Raw genomic sequence first — 19,126 nt, 5'->3', positions numbered from 1 at the left:
GAGCCGGTGGAGCTCAGCCGCGCGTCACGCCGGTGACGTCGTGGAGGTACCCCACGCGCCCGTCTTCGTGGCGGACGACGAAGGCTTCACCACGGTCTTCGATGACGAGCGCCCAGGCTGTGGGGCCGATGCGGAAGAGCGGGTTGCCGTAGTCGTCGACGACGTCGCGCTCGACGGGGACGAGCGCCCAGAAAGCCTGGGTCTGCGACTGTGCGGGGATCTGCGTGGTGCGGACGGTGTCGTCGTTCGCGGGAGCCCAGTCGTCGTCCGAGGTCTGCGTCGTCTCACCGGTGTGCAGCGGGGCGAACACGTCGGTCCCGTACGCGCCGGTGTCGGCGGTCGGGCTGCTGTAGGCACCGGTGTCCGACTGATCGGCGACAGCCGGCTGCGCGCCCGTGTCGTACGACCCGGTGTCGTGCGCTGCCGGCGGGACGTAGGCCGGGGCCGCGTGCTGCTCGGCGGGCGCCGGGGCGGGGCGCTCCGGACGGGGGGTCTTCGGCCGGGCGACGACCGCGCGGATCGGACGGGCGTTGCGGTGCGCGGGCACCTCGCGGCGGTCTTGGAAGTCCTGCTCGAGCGCGGGGATGAACGGCGCGAAGACCGTGAGCACGACGCCGGCGAGCATCAGGACCAGCTCGACCCAGATCACCCACGAGCGCACCCAGGCGCCCGTCTCGAGAGAGATCGCGACGGTCTCCCAGACCGACTGCAGCCAGTAGATCGCGGCGACGGAGAAGGCGACCGAGGCGAACTGGTCGATGCCGAGCGACCCGACGCGCGGGATTCCCTGCGGCGAGAGGCGGCGGAGGATGACGAGGAAGACGGCGACCGTCGGCACACCGATCGAGAGGATCCAGGCCAGGCCCGAGACCCACACGTTCACGCCGCCGACCAGAGCGGCGGGCGCGCCGACGAGAAGGTTCACGGGGAAGAACGACACGATGAACGCGACGAGCCACACGCCGCCGAGAATGACCTCGCGGAGCGAGAAGGGGCCGACGCCGTACTGCGGAGGAGCACCCGTCGCCTTCGCGTCGTCAGCATCCGTCGACGACGCGGCCTCGCGCTCGCTGCTCGTGCTCTCGGTCGCCGCGACCTGGTCGCTCGACTCCGCCGTGGGTTCGTCCACGGAGGTGTCGGCCAGGTTCTTGTCGTTCAGATTCTCGTCGGTCACGATGGTCCTCTCCGCTGTCGCGCCGGGGGTGCGCGCCGTCCGATCCTAGTCGCGCGTCGCTGCGAATTCCTGCGCGGCGCGACGTTCGACGTCACTCGACGACGACGGATCGAGCCGCTCGCAGGGTGCGCACAGACGCGCTCTCAGCCGAGGCAGTTCGGGCCCAGGAGGCCCTTCAGTTCGCCGTACAGATCGGCCGTGACACGCACCGGCATGGGCACCTCGAAGACTTTGGCCATCCCTCCCCTGTGCAGGCGGAGCGACACCTCGGTCTCGCCGCGATGACGCTCGAGCACCTCCGCGAGGTCTTTCACCAGCACCTCCGTGGCGCGCTGCTCGGGCATCAGCAGCACGAGAGGCCCCGAGGCGTCCACCGCGCCCAGGTCGGGAGACAGCGCGGACTGCGCGTGCAGGTTCAACCCGTCGTCGCGCCGGGACACGCGCCCGCGCACCACGAGGATCGAGTCCTGCTGGAGGACGGGCGAGAACTCCTGGTAGGTCTTGCCCATGAACATGACGGTGACCTCACCGTCGAAGTCCTCGACCGTGATCATGCCGTAGGGGTTGCCGCTCGCCTTCGCCACGCGATGCTGCACGCTCGTCACGAGGCCCGCGACGGTGACCTGGTCGCCGTCCTCGATGTTCTCCGAGGCGAGGAGGTCGTGGATGCTGGTCGACGCGTGCTTCGCGAGGGGCACCTCGAGCCCCGCCAACGGATGATCTGACACGTAGAGGCCGAGCATCTCGCGTTCGAATGCGAGCTTGTCCTTCTTCGTCCACTCCGGGCGGTCGGGCACCTTGGCCGGTACGGCTTCCTCGGCCTCGTCGTAGAGGCTGTCGAAGTCGAAGCCGATGGCCCCCGTCGCCTCCTTCCGCTTCACGTCGACCGCCGCTTCCGCGGCATCCTCGTGGATCTCGTGGAGCGCGCGACGCGTCGCCCCCATCGAGTCGAACGCGCCGGCCTTGATCAGCGACTCGACCGTGCGCTTGTTCGCGGCGGGCCCGGGCACGCGGGCGAGATAGTCGTGGAACGACGTGAAGGGCCCGTCGGCGCGGGCCGCGACGATCCCGTCGACCACGTTCGCGCCCACGTTGCGCACGGCGCCGAGACCGAAGCGGATGTCTTCGCCGACGGCCGCGAAGTAGCGGATCGACTGGCCGACGTCGGGCGGCAGCACCTTGATGCCCATGCGACGGCACTCGTTGAGGTAGACGGCCATCTTGTCCTTCGAGTCGCCGACGCTCGTGAGGAGCGCGGCCATGTACTCGGCCGGATAGTGAGCCTTCAGGTAGGCGGTCCAGTACGAGATCATGCCGTAGGCGGCCGAGTGCGCCTTGTTGAAGGCGTAGTCGGAGAACGGCAGGAGGATGTCCCAGAGAGTCTTCACGGCCGCTTCGCTGAAGCCGTTCTTCTTCATGCCGCCCTCGAAGCCCGCGTACTGCTTGTCGAGCTCGGACTTCTTCTTCTTGCCCATCGCCCGGCGGAGGATGTCGGCCTCGCCGAGGGTGAAGCCGGCCACGCGCTGCGCGATCGCCATCACCTGCTCCTGGTAGATGATCAGGCCGTAGCTCGTATCGAGGATGTCGGACAGCGCCTCTTCGAGCTCGGGGTGGATCGGCGTGATCTCCTGCTGACCCGTCTTGCGCAGCGCGTAGTTGATGTGCGAGTTCGCACCCATGGGGCCCGGACGGTACAGCGCGATGAGGGCCGAGATGTCTTCGAAGTTGTCGGGCCGCATGAGCCGCATGAGGCTTCGCAGCGGGCCGCCGTCGAGCTGGAACACGCCGAGCGAATCACCGCGCGTGAGCAGATCGTAGGCGCCGCGATCGTCGAGGGGCAGGTCTTCGAGGACGAGCGGGTGCCCGCGGTTCGCCTCGATGTTGTCGAGCGCGTCGTTGATGATCGTGAGGTTGCGCAACCCCAGGAAGTCCATCTTGATCAGACCGAGCGACTCGCACGCGGGGTAGTCGAACTGCGTGACGATCTGGCCGTCCTGCTCGCGGCGCATGATCGGGATGATGTCGATGAGCGGTTCGCTCGACATGATCACGCCCGCCGCGTGGACGCCCCACTGCCGCTTCAGGTTCTCGAGCCCGACCGCCGTGTCGAAGACCGTCTTCGCCTCGGTGTCGGTCTCGATGACGGTGCGGAACTCCGACGCCTCCTTGTACCGGGGGTGGTTCTTGTCGAACATGCCGCCGAGGGGCATGTCTTTGCCCATCACCGCCGGGGGCATCGCCTTCGTCAGGCGCTCACCCATGCTGAAGGGGAAGCCGAGCACGCGACCGGCGTCTTTCAGCGCCTGCTTCGCCTTGATCGTGCCGTAGGTCACGATCTGCGCGACCCTCTCGCTGCCGTACTTCTCGGTGACGTACTGGATGACCTCGCCACGGCGACGATCGTCGAAGTCGACGTCGAAGTCGGGCATCGAGACGCGGTCGGGGTTGAGGAACCGCTCGAAGATCAGCCCGTGCTGCAGCGGGTCGAGGTCGGTGATGCGCATCGCATAGGCCGCCATCGATCCCGCACCGGAGCCTCGACCGGGCCCGACGCGGATGCCGTTCTCCTTGGCCCAGTTGATGAAGTCGGCGACGACGAGGAAGTAGCCCGGGAAGCCCATCTGCACGATGACGCCGGTCTCGTACTCGGCCTGCTTGCGCACCTCGTCGGAGATGCCGTCGGGGTAGCGGTACTCGAGGCCCTTCTCGACCTCTTTGACGAACCACGACTCCTCGGTCTCGCCCGCCGGCACCGGGAAGCGCGGCATGTAGTTCGCCGAGGTGTCGAACTCGACGTCGCAGCGCTCGGCGATGAGGAGCGTGTTGTCGCATGCCTCGGGGTGGTCGCGGAAGACCTGCCGCATCTCGGCGGCGGTCTTCACGTAGTAGCCGTCGCCGTCGAACTTGAACCGCTTCGGGTCGTCGAGGGTGGACCCCGACTGCACGCAGAGGAGGGCGGCGTGGCTCGTGGCATCGTGCTGGTGCGTGTAGTGCAGGTCGTTGGTGCCGACGAGCGGGATGCTGAGCTCCTTGGCGATCTTCAACAGATCGCCCATGACGCGGCGCTCGATCGAGAGGCCGTGATCCATCAGCTCGACGAAGTAGTTGTCTCGGCCGAAGATGTCTTGGAACTCGGCGGCCGCGGCCTTCGCAGCGTCGTACTGGCCGAGTCGCAGGCGGGTCTGCACCTCGCCCGAGGGGCAGCCGGTGGTGGCGATGAGGCCCTTGGAGTAGGTCTGGAGCAGTTCGCGGTCCATGCGGGGCTTGAAGTAGTAGCCCTCCATGCTCGCCCTCGACGACAGCCGGAACAGATTGTGCATGCCCTGGGTCGTCTCGGAGAGCAGAGTCATATGGGTGTACGCACCCGAACCCGACACGTCGTCGCTCTGCTGCTCGGGGCTGCCCCACCGCACGCGGGCCTTGTCGGAGCGGTGCGTGCCGGGGGTGACATAGGCCTCGATGCCGATGATCGGCTTGATCCCCGCATCCTTCGCCGTCTTGTAGAACTCGTACGCGGCGAAGGTGTTGCCGTGGTCGGTGACGGCGATCGCCGGCATCTCGAGCCGGGCCGCCTCCTGGACCATCGGCCCGATGCGGGCCGCGCCGTCGAGCATCGAGTACTCGCTGTGCACATGAAGGTGAACGAAGGAGTCTGCTGCCACGCCCCGAGTCTACGTTCGGGCTCCGACACGATCGCCCTCCCCCGCTACCGTTGAAGCATGCCCACCCCGGATTTCGTGCTCGAACTGCGTGAGCTCGTCGGTACGCGCCCGCTCCCCCTCGTCGGCGTCACGGCCGTGATCGTGCGCGAGGGCGAGGTGCTCCTCGGCCGCCGGTCCGACAACGGCGCCCTGACCCCCGTCACCGGCATCGTCGACCCCGGGGAGGAACCCGCCGACGCCGCCTGCCGGGAGGCTCTGGAGGAGGCGGGGGTCGTGATCCGCGCCGATCGCCTCGCCTGGGTGCACCAGATCCCGCGGGTCACCTACGACAACGGCGACCAGAGCGACTACCTCGACCTGACCTTCCGCTGCACCTGGCTCTCCGGAGACCCGTACCCGGCGGACGGCGAGATGACCGAGGTCGGCTGGTACCGCCTCGACGACCTCGCCGACGTCGGCGACGAGATGCGCGCCCGGATCGCGGCGGCCCTCGCCGACCGCCCCGACGCCCGCTTCGAGCAGGGCGCCTGAGCGCCGACGGCCCGCCGCCGTCCCGAGCGGGTGCTCAGGCGCAGCTGCGCCGCATCAGCACCCGAGGGAAGCCCGCGAGCACGGAGGCGGTCTCCGACGCCTGCGAGAATCCGGCTTTCTCGAAGAGCGCCTTCGTCCCCACGTAGGCCATCGTCAGATCGACCTTCGACCCGCCGTTGTCGACGGGATAGCCCTCGACCGCCGGCGCGCCCTGCTGGCGTGCGAAATCGACGGCGCCGTCCAGCAGCACGTGAGAGATCCCCTTCTTCCGGTGGCCGGGCCGAACCCGGATGCACCACACCGACCACACGTCGAGATCGTCGACGTGCGGGATCTTCGTGCTCCGGGCGAAGGAGGTCTCGGCGCGGGGTGCCACCGCGGCCCAGCCCACGACCTCGTCGCCGTCGTACGCGAACACGCCGGGCGCGACCTTCCGGTGGCAGAGCTTCTCGACGAACTCGCCGCGCAGGGGACCCGAGAGTTCGCGATTCTGCTTCGCCGGTACGCGATAGCTCAGGCACCAGCACACGTTCGCGTCCGCCCGCTTCGGGCCGACCATGGTGCGCATGTCGGCGAACGAGCGGGCGGGCCGCACCTCGAGGGGCATGCATCCAGGGTGCCCGACCGCGCAGCATCCGGCCAGAGCCCCCGCACGGCGAATGCGCCACTTCTGTGCGTATGACACCACCGTCCGGTGCGGTCATTCGCAGGAATGCGTCACATTCCTGCCGAGGGTGGGCGGGTCAGTCGGCGCGGAGGATCTCGAGCGCTCGGGCCAGGTCAGCGGGGTAGTCGGAGGAGAAGGTCGACCATTCGCCGGTCGCCGGGTGCGCGAAAGCGAGACGGTGCGCGTGCAGCCACTGGCGGGTGAGCCCGAGACGGGCGGAGATGGTGGGGTCGGCGCCGTACAGCGGGTCTCCGACGCACGGGTGGCGGTGGGCTGCCATGTGCACGCGGATCTGGTGCGTGCGACCGGTCTCGAGGTGGATCTCGAGAAGCGATGCCCCGGGAAAAGCCTCGATCGTCTCGTAGTGGGTGACGGAGTCCTTGCCCGACGGGGTGACGGCGAACTTCCACGAGTGCGTGGGGTGCCGCCCGATGGGCGCGTCGATCGTGCCCGCGAGCGGGTCGGGGTGCCCCTGCACGACGGCGTGGTAGATCTTCTCCACCTCGCGCTCCTTGAACGCGCGCTTCAGAGCGGTGTAGGCGTTCTCGCTCTTCGCGACCACCATGAGGCCGCTCGTGCCGACGTCCAGGCGATGCACGACGCCCTGCCGCTCGGCCGCGCCGGTCGTGGCGATGCGGAAGCCCGCCGCCGCGAGCGCGCCCAGGACCGTGGGCCCCTCCCATCCGACCGAGGGGTGCGCCGCGACGCCGGCGGGTTTGTCCACTACGACGATGTCGTCGTCGTCGTACACGATGCCGAGGTCGGGGACGGCGGTCGGCACGATCTCGGGTTCACGGCGGGGGGTCCACTCGACGCTCAGCCAGGCGCCCGCGCGCAGGCGATCCGACTTCTCGACCGCCCGCCCGTCCTGGGTCACCCCGCCGGCATCGGCGACCTCCGCGGCGAAGGTGCGGGAGAAGCCGAGCATCTTGGCGAGGGCGGCGTCGACGCGCGTGCCGTCGAGCCCGTCGGGAACCGGGAGGGAGCGGGACTCCACGATCAGCGCTCGGCCGGATCGCCGGGCTCGGGCGCGCGCGTCGCCGCCGCGCCGGTTCCGGCCTCCGTCGTGTCGGCGGAGCCGTCGGACGTTTCGGACTCGGCGTCGTCGGACCCTCGGCGCGGCTCGCGGGTGCCGTCGAACCGCACACCGACGAGCACGATGATGGCGACGCCGATCATCATCGTCACGATGAACATGTCGGCGATGTTGTAGATCGCCGGCATCATCCAGGGAGTGGAGATGTAGTCGACGACGTGACCGACCGCGAAGCCGGGTTCGCGGAAGAGCCGGTCGGTCAGATTGCCCAGCACGCCGCCGAGCAGCAGTCCGAGAACGATCGCCCATGCCCGCGAGCGCAGACGGGTGACGGCGATCCAGACGATCGCCACCGCGACGGCCGCGAGGGCGATGGTGAAGATCCAGGTGACGCCCTCGCCCAGCGAGAACGCCGCGCCGGGGTTTCGGATCAGGTAGAGCTGCAGGAAGTCGCCCAGCACCGGAACCACCCGTTCGGGCGGGAGGTTCTCGATCGCGAGGTACTTAGCGAACTGGTCGGCGGCCAGCACCAGCACCGCGAGGATCGCGATGATGGCGCCGGCCGCCGCCTTACGCAGGGGGACTCGGTGTGGCACCGAGCCGGCCTAGAGACCGATCGCCGAGACCGGGGTGGAACCCGACGGCGTGGCGGTGGTGTCGAGGTCGCGGAGCTTGCCCTCGATGTAGCTGCGCAGCTGGGTGCGGTAGTCGCGCTCGAACGTGCGCAGCTCGGTGATGCGGGCTTCGAGGGTGGCGCGCTCGCGGTCGAGGCGGGCCATCTCTTCGCGGCCCTTCGCCTCGGCCTCGTTGACGATGCTCGCGGCCTGCGACTGCGCCTCGGAGATGAGCTGGTCGCGCTGCGCCTTGCCCTCGGCGACGTGCTCGTCGTGGAGGCGCTGAGCCAGCTCGATGATGCCGGCGGATGCTGCGGCGGGGCCCTCGTTCGACGCGGCGGGCGCCGGCGCGGGTGCGGGAACCTCTTCGATGACCTCGGCCTCGGCCACGGGCTCAGCCGCGGCGGGCTCCTCGGCGGCCTCGGGCGCAGAAGCGGGCGCGGACTCGCCGGACTCGAACGCGGCGAGTTTCGCCTTCAGTTCTTCGTTCTCGGCGATCGTCTTGCGCCACTCGACGACGATCTCGTCGAGGAAGTCGTCGACCTCGTCGGGGTCGAAACCCTCTTTGAAGCGGACGTGCTGAAACTGCTTCGTGACGACGTCATCGGGTGTCAATGCCATGGTGGTTCCTCTTCCGAGAGATCTGGTCGCGGGGCCGATGTCGGGGGTGGCACACCGCCGCGTGCCGCTTCGGACCAGCATAGTCTCAGCCTCAACGGCATGTCGAAGTGCGAATGCGGGTTGCGGCGCGTCGACGACGCGTCAGTTCACGACGCCAGCGCGCGGGTGACGCTGAGCAGGATGAAGCAGAGCAGCATCGTCAGCATGAAGGCGAAATCGATGGCCACCGGCCCGACCCGCAGGGGCGGGATGAACCGGCGGAAGAGCTTGATGGGCGGGTCGGTGACGGTGTACACGAGCTCCGCCGCGACGAGGCCTGCTCCGGTCGGGCGCCACGATCTGTTGAACATCGGGATGTACTCCAGCACGAGCCGTGCGAGGAGCACGAGCACGTACAGGAACAGCAGGACGTTGAGGATCGAGGCGACGAGGCCGACGACGTTCACCGCGGATTACGGGGCGAACGACGCCGGGGCGAACGGCGTCGCCTCGGGGTCGGCCTGCGCGACCGCGCCTTCGCCGGAGACGGCGACGTTCTCGGGCGACAGCAGGAAGACCTTGCTGGTGACGCGCTCGATGCGACCGTACAGACCCAGCGACAGACCGCTCGCGAAGTCGATGAGACGACGCGCGTCGGCGTCGGACATCTGCGAGAGGTTGATGATCACGGGGATGCCGTCGCGGAAGTTCTCGGCGATCGTCTGGGCATCCCGGTACTGCTTGGGGTGCACCGTCAGGATCTCGCTGATGGGTCCGGCGGTGGGCTGGCGCACGACGGTCGGCCGGTGCAACGGAGTCACCGTCGCCGTCTTCTCGACGGCTGCGGGCTGCTGCTTGCGGCTCGTGGGCTGCGGTGCCGGCTCATCGAACGTCTCCTCCTCGTCGGCGAGGCCCAGGTACACCATGGTTTTCTTGAGCGGGTTCGACATCGCATCCTCCGTTCGCTCGTGTGGTTTGAGGCTATCCGCGAGTAGGGCGCGGACCCGTTATTGCCGAGCCGATCCGTAGGTGTGTCGCACCCATCGAGATCGCCTCGGGGAAATCTGCGGTCATTCCGGCCGAGATCCAGTCGGAATCGGCGACGACCGTACGCACCCGCGCACTCGCTGCGGCGAGGCGCTCGAACGCACGAGCGGGTTCCTCGTCGAGCGGGGCGACGGCCATGACACCCCTGAGGCGCAGACCGGCGAGACCGGCGACATGCTCCGCCAGCCCGACGACGCCATCGGGCGACACTCCGCCCCGGCCGGGATCGTCGGTGAGGTTGACCTGCACGAGGACGTCGAGGACGCCGGATTGCGGCTGGCCCGCAGCATCCAGAGCGCCGGCGATCCGTCCTCGATCGACCGAGTGGACGACGGAGGCCGCGTCGCGCACGGCCCGCGCCTTGTTCGACTGCGCCTGGCCGATGAAATGCCACGAGAGCCCGTCGAGCGATCCGACCTCCGCCGTCTTCGACGTGAGCTCCTGCTGCCGGTTCTCGCCGACGTCGCGCACCCCGAGGGCGTACAGCGCCTCGACGAGGCTCGCCGGGTGGAACTTCGTCACGACGATGCGCGTGATCCCCGCCGGATCGCGGTTCGCCGCTCGCGCGGCATCGGCGATACGCGCGTCGACGTCGGCGAGCCGCTCGGCGAGCTGATCGTCCACGTCACTCCTTCTCGGTCGCCGCGGGCTCGACGCCCGCGACGCCGGGGTCACTTCAGGAAGTCGGGGATGTCGAGGTCGTCGTCGCCGAAGGCCGAGTCGTACGCCGGCTCGGGCACGTTGGCGGTGACCGGGACGGACTCCTTCTTCTTCTCCTCGACGACGGTGTCGCGCTCGCGCGTCGCCTCGTCGGCGGCGGGCACGCTGGGCAGCGCCGGCGGCACCGGTGTGCGCTGCGCGACGACCGGGTCGATCCGGAGCGACGGCTCTCCCCCGTCGAAGCCGGCGGCGATGACGGTGACGCGCACCTCGTCGCCGAGGGTGTCGTCGATGACGGTTCCGAAGATGATGTTCGCCTCGGGGTGAGCGGCCTCCTTGACGAGCTGCGCGGCGTCGTTGATCTCGAAGATGCCGAGGTTCGACCCGCCCTGGATCGACAGCAGCACGCCGTGCGCACCCTCGATCGACGCTTCGAGCAGCGGCGATTCGACGGCGAGTTCGGCCGCCTTTATCGCCCTGTCGGCGCCCCGCGCCGAGCCGATGCCCATGAGGGCGGACCCCGCCCCCTGCATGACCGACTTGACGTCGGCGAAGTCGAGGTTGATGAGACCGGGGGTCGTGATGAGGTCGGTGATGCCCTGCACACCGGCGAGGAGCACCTGGTCGGCGGTGGCGAACGCCTCGATCATCGAGATGCCGCGGTCGCTGATCTCGAGGAGCCGGTCGTTGGGGACGACGATGAGGGTGTCGACCTCTTCCTTGAGCTTCGTGACACCCGCCTCGGCCTGGCTCTGGCGACGACGCCCCTCGAACGAGAAGGGCTTGGTCACGACACCGATCGTCAGTGCGCCGATGGACTTCGCGATGCGGGCGACGACCGGCGCGCCGCCCGTGCCGGTGCCGCCGCCTTCGCCGGCGGTGACGAAGACCATGTCGGCGCCCGAGAGGGCCTCTTCGATCTCTTCGGCGTGGTCTTCGGCTGCGCGGCGACCCACCTCGGGGTCGGCGCCGGCGCCGAGTCCGCGCGTGAGCTCACGGCCCACGTCGAGCTTCACGTCGGCGTCGCTCATGAGCAGTGCCTGCGCGTCGGTGTTGATCGCGATGAACTCGACCCCGCGCAGTCCGAGCTCGATCATGCGGTTGACCGCGTTGACGCCGCCGCCGCCCACGCCGACGACCTTGATCACGGCGAGGTAGTTCTGGTTCTGGCTCATGCCGGCCTCCGTTGTGTCGAACCCCGAAACCCTCAACCTCAGCTAAAGGGTTAAAGAATTGCCCGGTATGCAATTCCTGATTCCGAAGGTAAGCGGCACTCCCCCGCCGCGCCGCCAGGCGGCGGGCGTGTCGCGACAAAACCGGCGGAACGGACCGATCAGCTGACGACGACGGCCTCGGGCGTCGAGACGTCGTAGCTGCGCACACCGTCGGGCGGGCGGTTGACCATCGCCGACGCGAGCACCACCGCCTTGTACGCCGACCGCTCCGCGCTCCCCCAGACGACCTGGGTGTTCGTCGCTCCCAGCGTGAAGGCGACGTCGTCGGGTGTGGCGGCGGTCACGGCCGTCACCTGCGCGCGGATGCTCTCCGGGAGGGTGCGGATCACCTGCCCGGCCGCGCGGAAGGCGTCCGACCCCGTGCCGCCGGTGATGTCGAACGTCGGGAGCCCCGCGGGCGCATCGGGGCTCGTCGAGAGCGCGATGCCGGCCGCGTCGACGACCGTGAAGCCCGCGCTGGACTGCACCACCCCCACGGGCTGACGCTCGACGATGCGGACGACGAGGTCGTTCGGCGGGCGCGCCTCGAGGCTGTACGACTCCACGAGCGGGAACGTCACGAGGGCGGCCTTGATCTCGCTGTCGTCGATGAGCGGAAGCGGCGTGCCGATCTGATCGTCGAGGGCGGCGGCGACGGCTGTCGGGTCGAGCTGCGTGGTGCCGATGACCTCGATCCGCTGCACGGCGAACAGGGGGCTGTACGCGACGCCGAAACTGCCGGCGACCAGCACCACGAACGCCCCGAGCACCCCCAGCCAGACCATCCGTCGACGGCGCTGGCGCACGGTGAACCGCCGCACCTCCGCGCGCAGTGCGCGACGCCGAGCGCGCGCGGCGCGCCACACGTCGCGGAAGCCCAGGTCGGCGGCCTCCTCCGCGGGCGCGGGAGACGCTGTCCCGATCGGTGCGGGGCGTCGTCGATCGGTCTCGAACGGGAGCACCGGCGCAGTGTCGCCGGCGGGGTCGACGACCGAGGGCTCCGGCGGCGCGGGCGGGCGCGGCTCGGGCGGCGGGGGCAGCGGGGTCGGCCGGCGCACCCGGGGTCAGCTCTCGCCGTCGGCGGGCTCGATCCGGCTGAGCGCCTCCACCACCTGCGGAATGATGAGGTTCACGTTGCCGCAGCCCAGCGTCACGATGTAGTCGCCGGGGCGCGCCGTCGCGGCGGCGTAGTCGGCGGCGTCCTGCCAGTCGGCGACGAAATGCACGTGCGACGGATCGGCGAACGCGTCGCTGACGAGCTCTCCGGTCACCCCGGGGATCGGGTCTTCGCGCGCCCCGTAGACGTCGAGCACGACGGTGTGGTCGGCGTGCGACTCGAGCACCCTCGCGAATTCGCGGTACATCGCCGCCGTCCGCGAGTAGGTGTGCGGCTGGTGGAGCGCGATGATGCGCCCTTCGCCGACGACCGTGCGCGCCGCCGACAGCGCGGCGGCCACTTCGGTCGGGTGGTGGGCGTAGTCGTCGTAGACGCTCACCCCGCGCTCGACGCCGTGCAGCTCGAACCGGCGCGCGGTGCCGCCGAACCCCTCGACCGCCCGGACGGCGGCCTCGAGCTCGAAGCCGAGCTGCAGGAGCACTCCGACCGCGCCGGCGGCGTTGATGGCGTTGTGCGCACCCGGTACGCGCAGGGACGCCTCGACCGTGCGACCCTCGTACGTCACGGTGAAGCGGACCGGGCCGACGGTGCGGATGTCGGCGACACGCAGGTCGGCCGCATCCGATTGCCCGAAGGTCAGGACGCGCGGATGCTGCATCGCCTCGCGCACGCGCCGCGCACCGGTGTCGTCGGCCGAGATCACGACGCCCTCGCTCGCACCATCGGCGAACCGGGCGAAAGCCGCATAGAACGCGTCGTCGGAGCCGTAGTGGTCGAGGTGGTCGGGGTCGACGTTCGTGATCAGCGCGATCGAGGTGTCGTACAGCTCGAACGTTCCGTCGGACTCGTCGGCCTCGATGACGAAGAGCTCGTCGGAACCCGTGCCGCTCGAGACCCCGAGGTCGGCGATGACGCCGCCGTTCACGAACGTCGGATCGGCGTCGAGCGACCGGAGCGCGGTGACGAGCATCCCCGTCGACGTGGTCTTGCCGTGGGCACCGGCGACGGAGACGAGCCTGCGCCGACCGATCAGCCAGTGCAGCGCCTGCGAGCGGTGGATCACGGCGAGGCCGCGCTGCTTGGCCGTGACGAACTCGGGGTTCTCCGGCCAGATCGCCCCGGTGTGCACGACGGTGTCGGCATCGCCCAGATGCGCGGCATCGTGGCCCACGAAGACCGTGGCGCCGAGGGCGGCGAGTTCGCGCAGGCCCGGGCTGTCGGCACGGTCGGAGCCCGAGACACGGATGCCGCGGGCGAGGAACATCCGGGCGAGACCCGACATGCCGGAACCACCGATCCCGATGAAGTGGGCCGCCTCGATGTTCTCGGGGATGGGCAGGCTGAGGTCGGGTCTGATCATGGCGCGTCAATCCTAAGTCGGGGCCCCTGGGAGGGGACCTGCGGCACGCGGGGCGGTGGGCGCGTCGCGCATCGGGCGAGGACGCCGCACAATCGAAGGCGTGATCGACATCGACCCCGATTCCTCCGTCCCTCCGTTCGAGCAGCTGCGCGCCGGCGTCGTGGCGGCCGTGTCGACGGGCGACCTCGCCGCGGGGCACAGGCTGCCGACCGTGCGTCGCCTCGCGGAAGACCTCGGGGTCGCACCCGGCACGGTCGCCCGCGCGTACCGCGAGCTCGAGGCATCCGGCATCATCGAGACCCGAGGGCGCAACGGCACCTTCGTCTCGTTCTCGGACGACCCGGCCCGCGAACAGGCGCAGCGCGCCGCGGCCGTGTTCGCCGAGCAGATGCGCGCGCTGCGGATCGACACGACCGACGCCCTCTCACTGGCGGCCGCAGCGCTGAGGGCGTGACGCTCGTCAGCGCGCGAGCGCGCGGTCGATGAGGGCGATGACGTTCTCGGTTCCGGTGCGCGTGCCGACCGATGCGGCGGCGTCGCGCATCGCGGCGATGCGGGCGCTGTCGGCCAGGAGCGGTACGACCTCGGCACGCACGCGCTCGGGCGTGAACTCGCCGTCGGGGATGACGAAAGCGGCGCCGGCGCGCACGGCGGACGCGGCGTTCAGGCTCTGCTCGCCGTTGCCGACCGCGTACGGCACGTAGACCGCGGGGATGCCCAGCGCGCTGATCTCGCTGACCGTCGCCGCGCCCGAGCGCGAGACGATCAGATCGGCGATCGCGAACGCCAGGTCCATCCGGTCGACGTAGCGACGCAGCGTATAGCCGTCGGCACCCGGATCAGGCAGCTCAGACCGTTCGCCCGTCACGTGCACGAGCTGCCACCCGGCGTCGAGCACGTCGCGCCAGGAGCCCCCGAACGCCTCGTTCAGGCGCAGGGCGCCGAGCGAGCCCCCGAAGACCAGCAGCGTCGGCCGCTCGGGATCGAGCCCGAAGTGAGCGGCGGCCTCCTCGCGCAGGGCAGCGCGGTCGAGGTCGACGATCTCGCGGCGCAACGGCATGCCGACGACCGTGGATCGGCGCAGCGGCGTCCCCTCGAATGCGACGCCCACCTCGGCGGCCGCGCGGGCGCCGAGCACGTTCGCAAGACCCGGCTTCGCGTTGGCCTCGTGCACGACGAATGGGATACCCGCACGGCGAGCCGCGACGTAGGCCGGCGCCGAGGCGTAGCCGCCGAAGCCGACGACGACATCGACGTCGTGGTCGAGGATGTGCCGCCGCACCTGGGCGATCGCCCGCCGGAACCGATTCGGGAACGCCGCGGCCGCAGCATCCACCCTTCTCGGAAAGGGGACCTTGTCGACGACCAGCAGCTCGTAGCCGCGTTGCGGGACGAGGCGCGCCTCGAGTCCCTCCTTCGTGCCGAGCACCAGCACGGTCGCCTCGGGATCACGGGCGCGGAGCCCGTCGGCGACGGCGAGAAGCGGGTTCACGTGGCCGGCGGTGCCACCGCCGGCGAGAAGGTACGTCGTCACCTATCGACCCTAACCGGCGCGGCCGATGCCGACGGTTGCGTCAGCGGGCCTGCACCGGGAGCGACCGCGCGAACGACAGCAGCACACCGCACGCGAGGAGCACCGAGAGCAGCGAGGTGCCTCCCTGCGACATGAAGGGCAGCGGCACTCCGAGCACCGGGAGCACACGCAGCACGACGCCGATGTTGATGAGGGCCTGACCGACGATCCAGATCGTGATCGCGCCCGCCACGATGCGCACGAACGAGTCGTCGGTCTTGCGGATGATGTGGAAGGCGCCCACGGCGAACAGCGCGAACAACGCGAGGATGACCGCGCAGCCGATGAGCCCGAGCTCTTCGCCCACGATGGCGAAGATGTAGTCGTTCGCCGCGGCCGGCAGCCAGTCGTATTTCTCGCGGGAGTTGCCCAGACCCAGCCCGAACACTCCCCCGCCGGCGAGACCCCAGACGCCGTGGAGCGCCTGATAGCAGTCGTCGTAGTAGCAGTCGAGCGTGCCGGCGTTGAGGAAGCTCATGATGCGCGCCATGCGGTTGGGACTGCTGACGGCGAAGAACGCGACCGCGCCGAGCGCGACGATCGCCGGGAGGATGAAGATCCTGAGCTTGACCCCGGAGAAGAACAACGCGGCGAGGATGACCAGCACGAGGATCATCGCGGTACCGAGGTCCTTGCCCGCCAGCACGGTCGCGACGACCATGATGCCCACCGGCACGACGGGGATGAAGACGTGGCTCCACGACGTGAGCAGCGTGCGCTTTCGGTAGAGCACGGCGCCCATCCACAGCGCGAGGGCGATCTTCAGGAATTCCGCGGGCTGGAACTGGAAGCCGGCGATGACCACCCAGTTGCGGTTTCCGTACGACTCGACGCCGAGCCCCGGCACGAACACCAGGAGCTGGAAAGCGGTCGCCCCGATCAGCGCGACCCACGCGATCTTGCGCCAGAAGCTCACCGGCATGCGGCTCGCGACGAACATGAGCGGGACGCCCAGCAGCGCGAAGATGCCCTGCTTGATCACGTGCTCGTAGGGGTCGGTTCCGCCGTTCAGGGCGGAGGTGGCCGACAGCACCATGACCAGCCCGAAGCCGGTGAGCAGCAGCGCCGTGGAGGCGATGAGGAGGAACTCGCTCGGGACGGGCGCGAACACCTTGCCCAGCGAGACCCGCGCGGAGAGCCCGCGCCGGCCGGACGGATCAGGGGCCGGACTGCTCGGGGGCGTCTTCGGCGGGATGATCGCTGTCACGCGGTGCCTTCCCGTTGTCGATCCGGTCGGTCACGGCCCGGGCGAAGCGCCGGCCGCGGTCTGCGTAGGAGTCGAATTGATCGAACGATGCCGACGCGGGGGCGAGGAGAACCACGTCTCCGTCCGCGGCGACGCCCGCCGCCAGTTCGACGACCCGTGCCATGACGTCTTCAGTCTCGGCGTGGTCGACCTCGAACAGCGGCACCCCGGGGGCGTGTCGCGCGAACGCCGCGACGATCTCGCCGCGGTCGACGCCGATGACGATCGCCGCCTTCGCGATCGACCCTCGGGAAGCGATCAGCCCGCCGATGTCGACGCCCTTGAGCAGGCCACCCACGACCCACACGGCGCCGGGATATGCCGCGAGCGATGATGCCGCCGCGTGCGGGTTGGTGGCCTTGGAATCGTCGACCCACGTGATGCCGCCCGACACGGCCACGACCTGGATGCGGTGCGGATCGAGAGCGAACTCGTCCAGCGCCTCGCGGATCGCCGGCGGCTCCACTCCCAGCGAACGCGCGAGCGCCGCCGCCGCCAGGATGTTCGCGACGACGTGAGGGGCGGCGAGGCCGCGCGCGGCGAGATCGGCGACCGTGGTCAGCTCGAGCGCCGACGTGCTGCGCTCCTCGAGGAAGGCGCGGTCGACGAGGATGCCGTCGACCAGCCCGAGATCGCTCGGTCCGGGCACGCCCAGATCGAATCCGATCGCGCGGGCTCCTTCCACCACCTCGGCGTCTTCGACCATCGCGCGGGTCGCCGCATCCGCCTTGTTGTAGACGCACGCGACACGAGTGTTCGCGTATACGACGGCTTTCGCGTCGCGATACGCCTGGAACGACCCGTGCCACTCGAGGTGGTCGTCGGCGAGGTTCAGGCAGACCGCGGCGTGCGGTGAGAGCGGCTCCGGTCCCGACTGCAGACCGAGGTACCAGAGCTGGTGGCTGGAGAGCTCGACGACGAGGACGTCGAAGCCCGCCGGATCGCGCACCGCGTCGAGCACCGGTACGCCGATGTTGCCGCAGGGGGCGGCGCGGAGGCCGCCGTGCACCATCATGGTCGCGGCGAGCCGCGTGGTCGTGGTCTTGCCGTTCGTCCCGGTGACGAGCACCCAGTCCGCCGGTGCGCCGTCCGCGCGCACGACCTTGTCGCGCACGCGCCAGGCGAGCTCGACGTCGCCCCACAGCGCGACGCCCGACTCCTGGGCCCAGAGGACGAGCGGATGCTGCGGCGAGAACCCGGGCGAGGCGATGACCACCTCCGGTGCGAAGTCGACGAGCTCGGAGGGAACCGTGTCGAGGGGGCCGACGTGGAGGTGCGCGCCGATCACGGGGAGCAGGCGTGCGTATTCGCCGTCGGCCGACTCGGTGACGACGAGGACGTCGGCGCCGAGTTCGGCGAGGGTGTCGGCGACGGAGAATCCCGTGACAGACAGGCCCAGCACGGCGACGCGCAGCCCGCGCCAGTCTGCGTGCCAGCTGGTGAGCGGATCGAGTCTGGCCGAACTCATGCGCGCGTGAGCCATTCGACGTAGAAGAAGCCGACGCCCGATACGGCGAGGAGCCCCGCGATGATCCACATGCGCACGACGATCGTGATCTCCGACCACCCGCGCATCTCGAGGTGGTGATGCAGCGGGCTCATCAGGAACAACCGCTTGCCTCGGGTGAGCTTGAAGTAGAGACGCTGGAGGATGACCGACCCGGAGGCGATCACGTAGACGCCGGCGACGAGCACGAGGAGGAGTTCGGTGCGGGTCAGGATCGCCATGGCGGCGACGACGCCGCCGATCGCCATCGAGCCGACGTCGCCCATGAAGACCTTCGCCTTGGGCGCGTTCCACCAGAGGAATCCGACGAGAGCGCCGACGAACGACGCGGAGATGATCGCGAGGTCGAACGGGTCACGCGTTCCGTAGCAGGCCGACTGCACCGCCGAGGCGACGTTGGTGCAGACCTGCTGCACCTGCCAGAACGCGATGAGGCTGTAAGCGCCGACGACGAAGATGCCCGAGCCCGCGGCGAGACCGTCGAGCCCGTCGGTGACGTTGACCGAGTTCGACGAGGCGACGCCGATGAGGGAGATCCACGCGAGGTACAGCAACCAGCCGATGATCGGGCCGAGAGCCATGAACCACAGGCCGGGAACGTCACGGAAGACCGAGATGTACGCGGAGGCGGGGGTCTGCCCCACGGAGTTGGGGAAGCTCAGCGCGACGATCGCGAACGGCACGGTGACGAGCACCTGGCCGATGACCTTCGGCCACCCCTCGAGACCGAGGCTCCGCTGTCGACGCAGCTTCATGTAGTCGTCGATGAAGCCGACCGCTCCGAAGCCGACCATCATCCAGAGCACGAGGATGCCCGAGATCGTCGGCGGGTTGTTGCCGGTGAACGATCCGACGAGGTAGCCGACGATCGTGCCGGCGATGAAGATCGTGCCACCCATGGTCGGGGTGCCGCGCTTCGCGCCGTGCGAGGGGTTGTGGATGTTCTCGGGGGTGCGGATGACCTGTCCCCATCCCCACGCGCGGAACAGTCGCAGGAACGCCGGGGTCAGGAAGAGGGTGAATGCCAGCGAGATCGCCGCCGCGGTCAGGAGTGATCTCACGAGGACGATTCTCCCAGACGATCGCCGAGGCACCCGAGTCCCGCGGTCTTCATGGAT

18 protein-coding genes are annotated in these 19,126 nt (G+C 69.6%); 2 read left to right on the top strand and 16 right to left on the bottom strand.

Annotation, left to right across the window (positions count from 1 at the left end):
• Nucleotides 1-13: 13 nt before the first annotated feature.
• Nucleotides 14-1,174, bottom strand: a complete 1,161-nt coding sequence (locus FVP77_RS17020; protein WP_246133970.1) for a hypothetical protein — start codon at nt 1,172-1,174, stop codon at nt 14-16.
• A 143-nt stretch (nt 1,175-1,317) separates the two neighbouring features.
• Nucleotides 1,318-4,788, bottom strand: a complete 3,471-nt coding sequence (gene dnaE / locus FVP77_RS04495; RefSeq protein WP_246134053.1) for a DNA polymerase III subunit alpha — start codon at nt 4,786-4,788, stop codon at nt 1,318-1,320.
• Nucleotides 4,789-4,893: 105 nt separating this feature from the next.
• On the opposite strand from dnaE, the gene FVP77_RS04490 reads away from it, so the two are divergent.
• Nucleotides 4,894-5,367, top strand: coding sequence for an NUDIX hydrolase (locus FVP77_RS04490; RefSeq protein WP_147893432.1), 474 nt, complete (start codon nt 4,894-4,896; stop codon nt 5,365-5,367).
• A 34-nt stretch (nt 5,368-5,401) separates the two neighbouring features.
• Here the strand turns inward: FVP77_RS04490 and FVP77_RS04485 are convergent, their stop codons facing one another.
• The 10 genes from FVP77_RS04485 to murC form a co-directional block, all read right to left on the bottom strand.
• Nucleotides 5,402-5,974: a GNAT family N-acetyltransferase gene (locus FVP77_RS04485; protein WP_147893431.1), complete on the bottom strand. Its 573-nt coding sequence runs from the start codon at nt 5,972-5,974 to the stop codon at nt 5,402-5,404.
• A gap of 136 nt (nt 5,975-6,110) precedes the next feature.
• Complete coding sequence (locus FVP77_RS04480; protein ID WP_147893430.1) at nt 6,111-7,031, bottom strand: RluA family pseudouridine synthase; 921 nt, start codon at nt 7,029-7,031, stop codon at nt 6,111-6,113.
• Nucleotides 7,032-7,033: 2 nt separating this feature from the next.
• Nucleotides 7,034-7,666, bottom strand: a complete 633-nt coding sequence (gene lspA / locus FVP77_RS04475; protein WP_147893429.1) for a signal peptidase II — start codon at nt 7,664-7,666, stop codon at nt 7,034-7,036.
• 9 nt (nt 7,667-7,675) lie between these two features.
• Entirely contained in the window at nt 7,676-8,305 is a 630-nt protein-coding gene (locus FVP77_RS04470) for a DivIVA domain-containing protein (protein WP_147893428.1), read from the bottom strand.
• A gap of 146 nt (nt 8,306-8,451) precedes the next feature.
• Nucleotides 8,452-8,751, bottom strand: a complete 300-nt coding sequence (locus tag FVP77_RS04465) for a YggT family protein (RefSeq protein WP_116648424.1) — start codon at nt 8,749-8,751, stop codon at nt 8,452-8,454.
• A gap of 6 nt (nt 8,752-8,757) precedes the next feature.
• Nucleotides 8,758-9,234, bottom strand: a complete 477-nt coding sequence (locus FVP77_RS04460; RefSeq protein WP_147893427.1) for a cell division protein SepF — start codon at nt 9,232-9,234, stop codon at nt 8,758-8,760.
• A gap of 31 nt (nt 9,235-9,265) precedes the next feature.
• Nucleotides 9,266-9,955, bottom strand: coding sequence for a YggS family pyridoxal phosphate-dependent enzyme (locus FVP77_RS04455; protein WP_147893426.1), 690 nt, complete (start codon nt 9,953-9,955; stop codon nt 9,266-9,268).
• Between the two features lie 47 nt (nt 9,956-10,002).
• Nucleotides 10,003-11,166 carry a cell division protein FtsZ gene (gene ftsZ / locus FVP77_RS04450; protein WP_147893425.1) on the bottom strand — a complete coding sequence of 388 codons (1,164 nt, stop codon included), beginning with the start codon at nt 11,164-11,166 and terminating at the stop codon, nt 10,003-10,005.
• Between the two features lie 158 nt (nt 11,167-11,324).
• Nucleotides 11,325-12,167, bottom strand: a complete 843-nt coding sequence (locus FVP77_RS04445; RefSeq protein ID WP_246133969.1) for an FtsQ-type POTRA domain-containing protein — start codon at nt 12,165-12,167, stop codon at nt 11,325-11,327.
• A gap of 102 nt (nt 12,168-12,269) precedes the next feature.
• Nucleotides 12,270-13,682, bottom strand: a complete 1,413-nt coding sequence (gene murC / locus FVP77_RS04440) for a UDP-N-acetylmuramate--L-alanine ligase (protein ID WP_147893423.1) — start codon at nt 13,680-13,682, stop codon at nt 12,270-12,272.
• Nucleotides 13,683-13,782: 100 nt separating this feature from the next.
• Between murC and FVP77_RS04435 the strand changes: the two genes are divergently transcribed.
• The gene (locus tag FVP77_RS04435) at nt 13,783-14,136 is read left to right on the top strand and encodes a GntR family transcriptional regulator (RefSeq protein WP_147893422.1); all 354 of its coding nucleotides are present in this window, start codon (nt 13,783-13,785) and stop codon (nt 14,134-14,136) included.
• Between the two features lie 6 nt (nt 14,137-14,142).
• Here FVP77_RS04435 and FVP77_RS04430 read toward each other — a convergent pair whose 3' ends face one another.
• Genes FVP77_RS04430 through mraY form a run of 4 tightly spaced genes read right to left on the bottom strand, consistent with a single transcriptional unit; the run spans nt 14,143 to nt 19,069 of the window.
• Nucleotides 14,143-15,216, bottom strand: coding sequence for a UDP-N-acetylglucosamine--N-acetylmuramyl-(pentapeptide) pyrophosphoryl-undecaprenol N-acetylglucosamine transferase (locus tag FVP77_RS04430; RefSeq protein WP_147893421.1), 1,074 nt, complete (start codon nt 15,214-15,216; stop codon nt 14,143-14,145).
• A gap of 40 nt (nt 15,217-15,256) precedes the next feature.
• Nucleotides 15,257-16,462 (bottom strand): putative lipid II flippase FtsW, encoded by a 1,206-nt coding sequence (gene ftsW / locus FVP77_RS04425; RefSeq protein ID WP_246133968.1) that lies wholly within the window; start codon nt 16,460-16,462, stop codon nt 15,257-15,259.
• Nucleotides 16,413-17,969: a UDP-N-acetylmuramoyl-L-alanine--D-glutamate ligase gene (gene murD, locus FVP77_RS04420; protein ID WP_147893420.1), complete on the bottom strand. Its 1,557-nt coding sequence runs from the start codon at nt 17,967-17,969 to the stop codon at nt 16,413-16,415. The genes ftsW and murD overlap by 50 nt, the downstream gene beginning before the upstream one ends.
• On the bottom strand, nt 17,966-19,069 hold the full coding sequence (mraY, locus tag FVP77_RS04415) for a phospho-N-acetylmuramoyl-pentapeptide-transferase (RefSeq protein ID WP_147893419.1): 1,104 nt from the start codon (nt 19,067-19,069) through the stop codon (nt 17,966-17,968). Before mraY ends, murD begins: the two co-directional genes overlap by 4 nt.
• Between the last annotated feature and the right edge of the window lie 57 nt (nt 19,070-19,126).

Origin of the sequence: Microbacterium hatanonis (assembly GCF_008017415.1) — a bacterium.
Classification (GTDB): domain Bacteria; phylum Actinomycetota; class Actinomycetes; order Actinomycetales; family Microbacteriaceae; genus Microbacterium; species Microbacterium hatanonis.
This window is presented reverse-complemented; position numbering and strand designations above follow the sequence as displayed.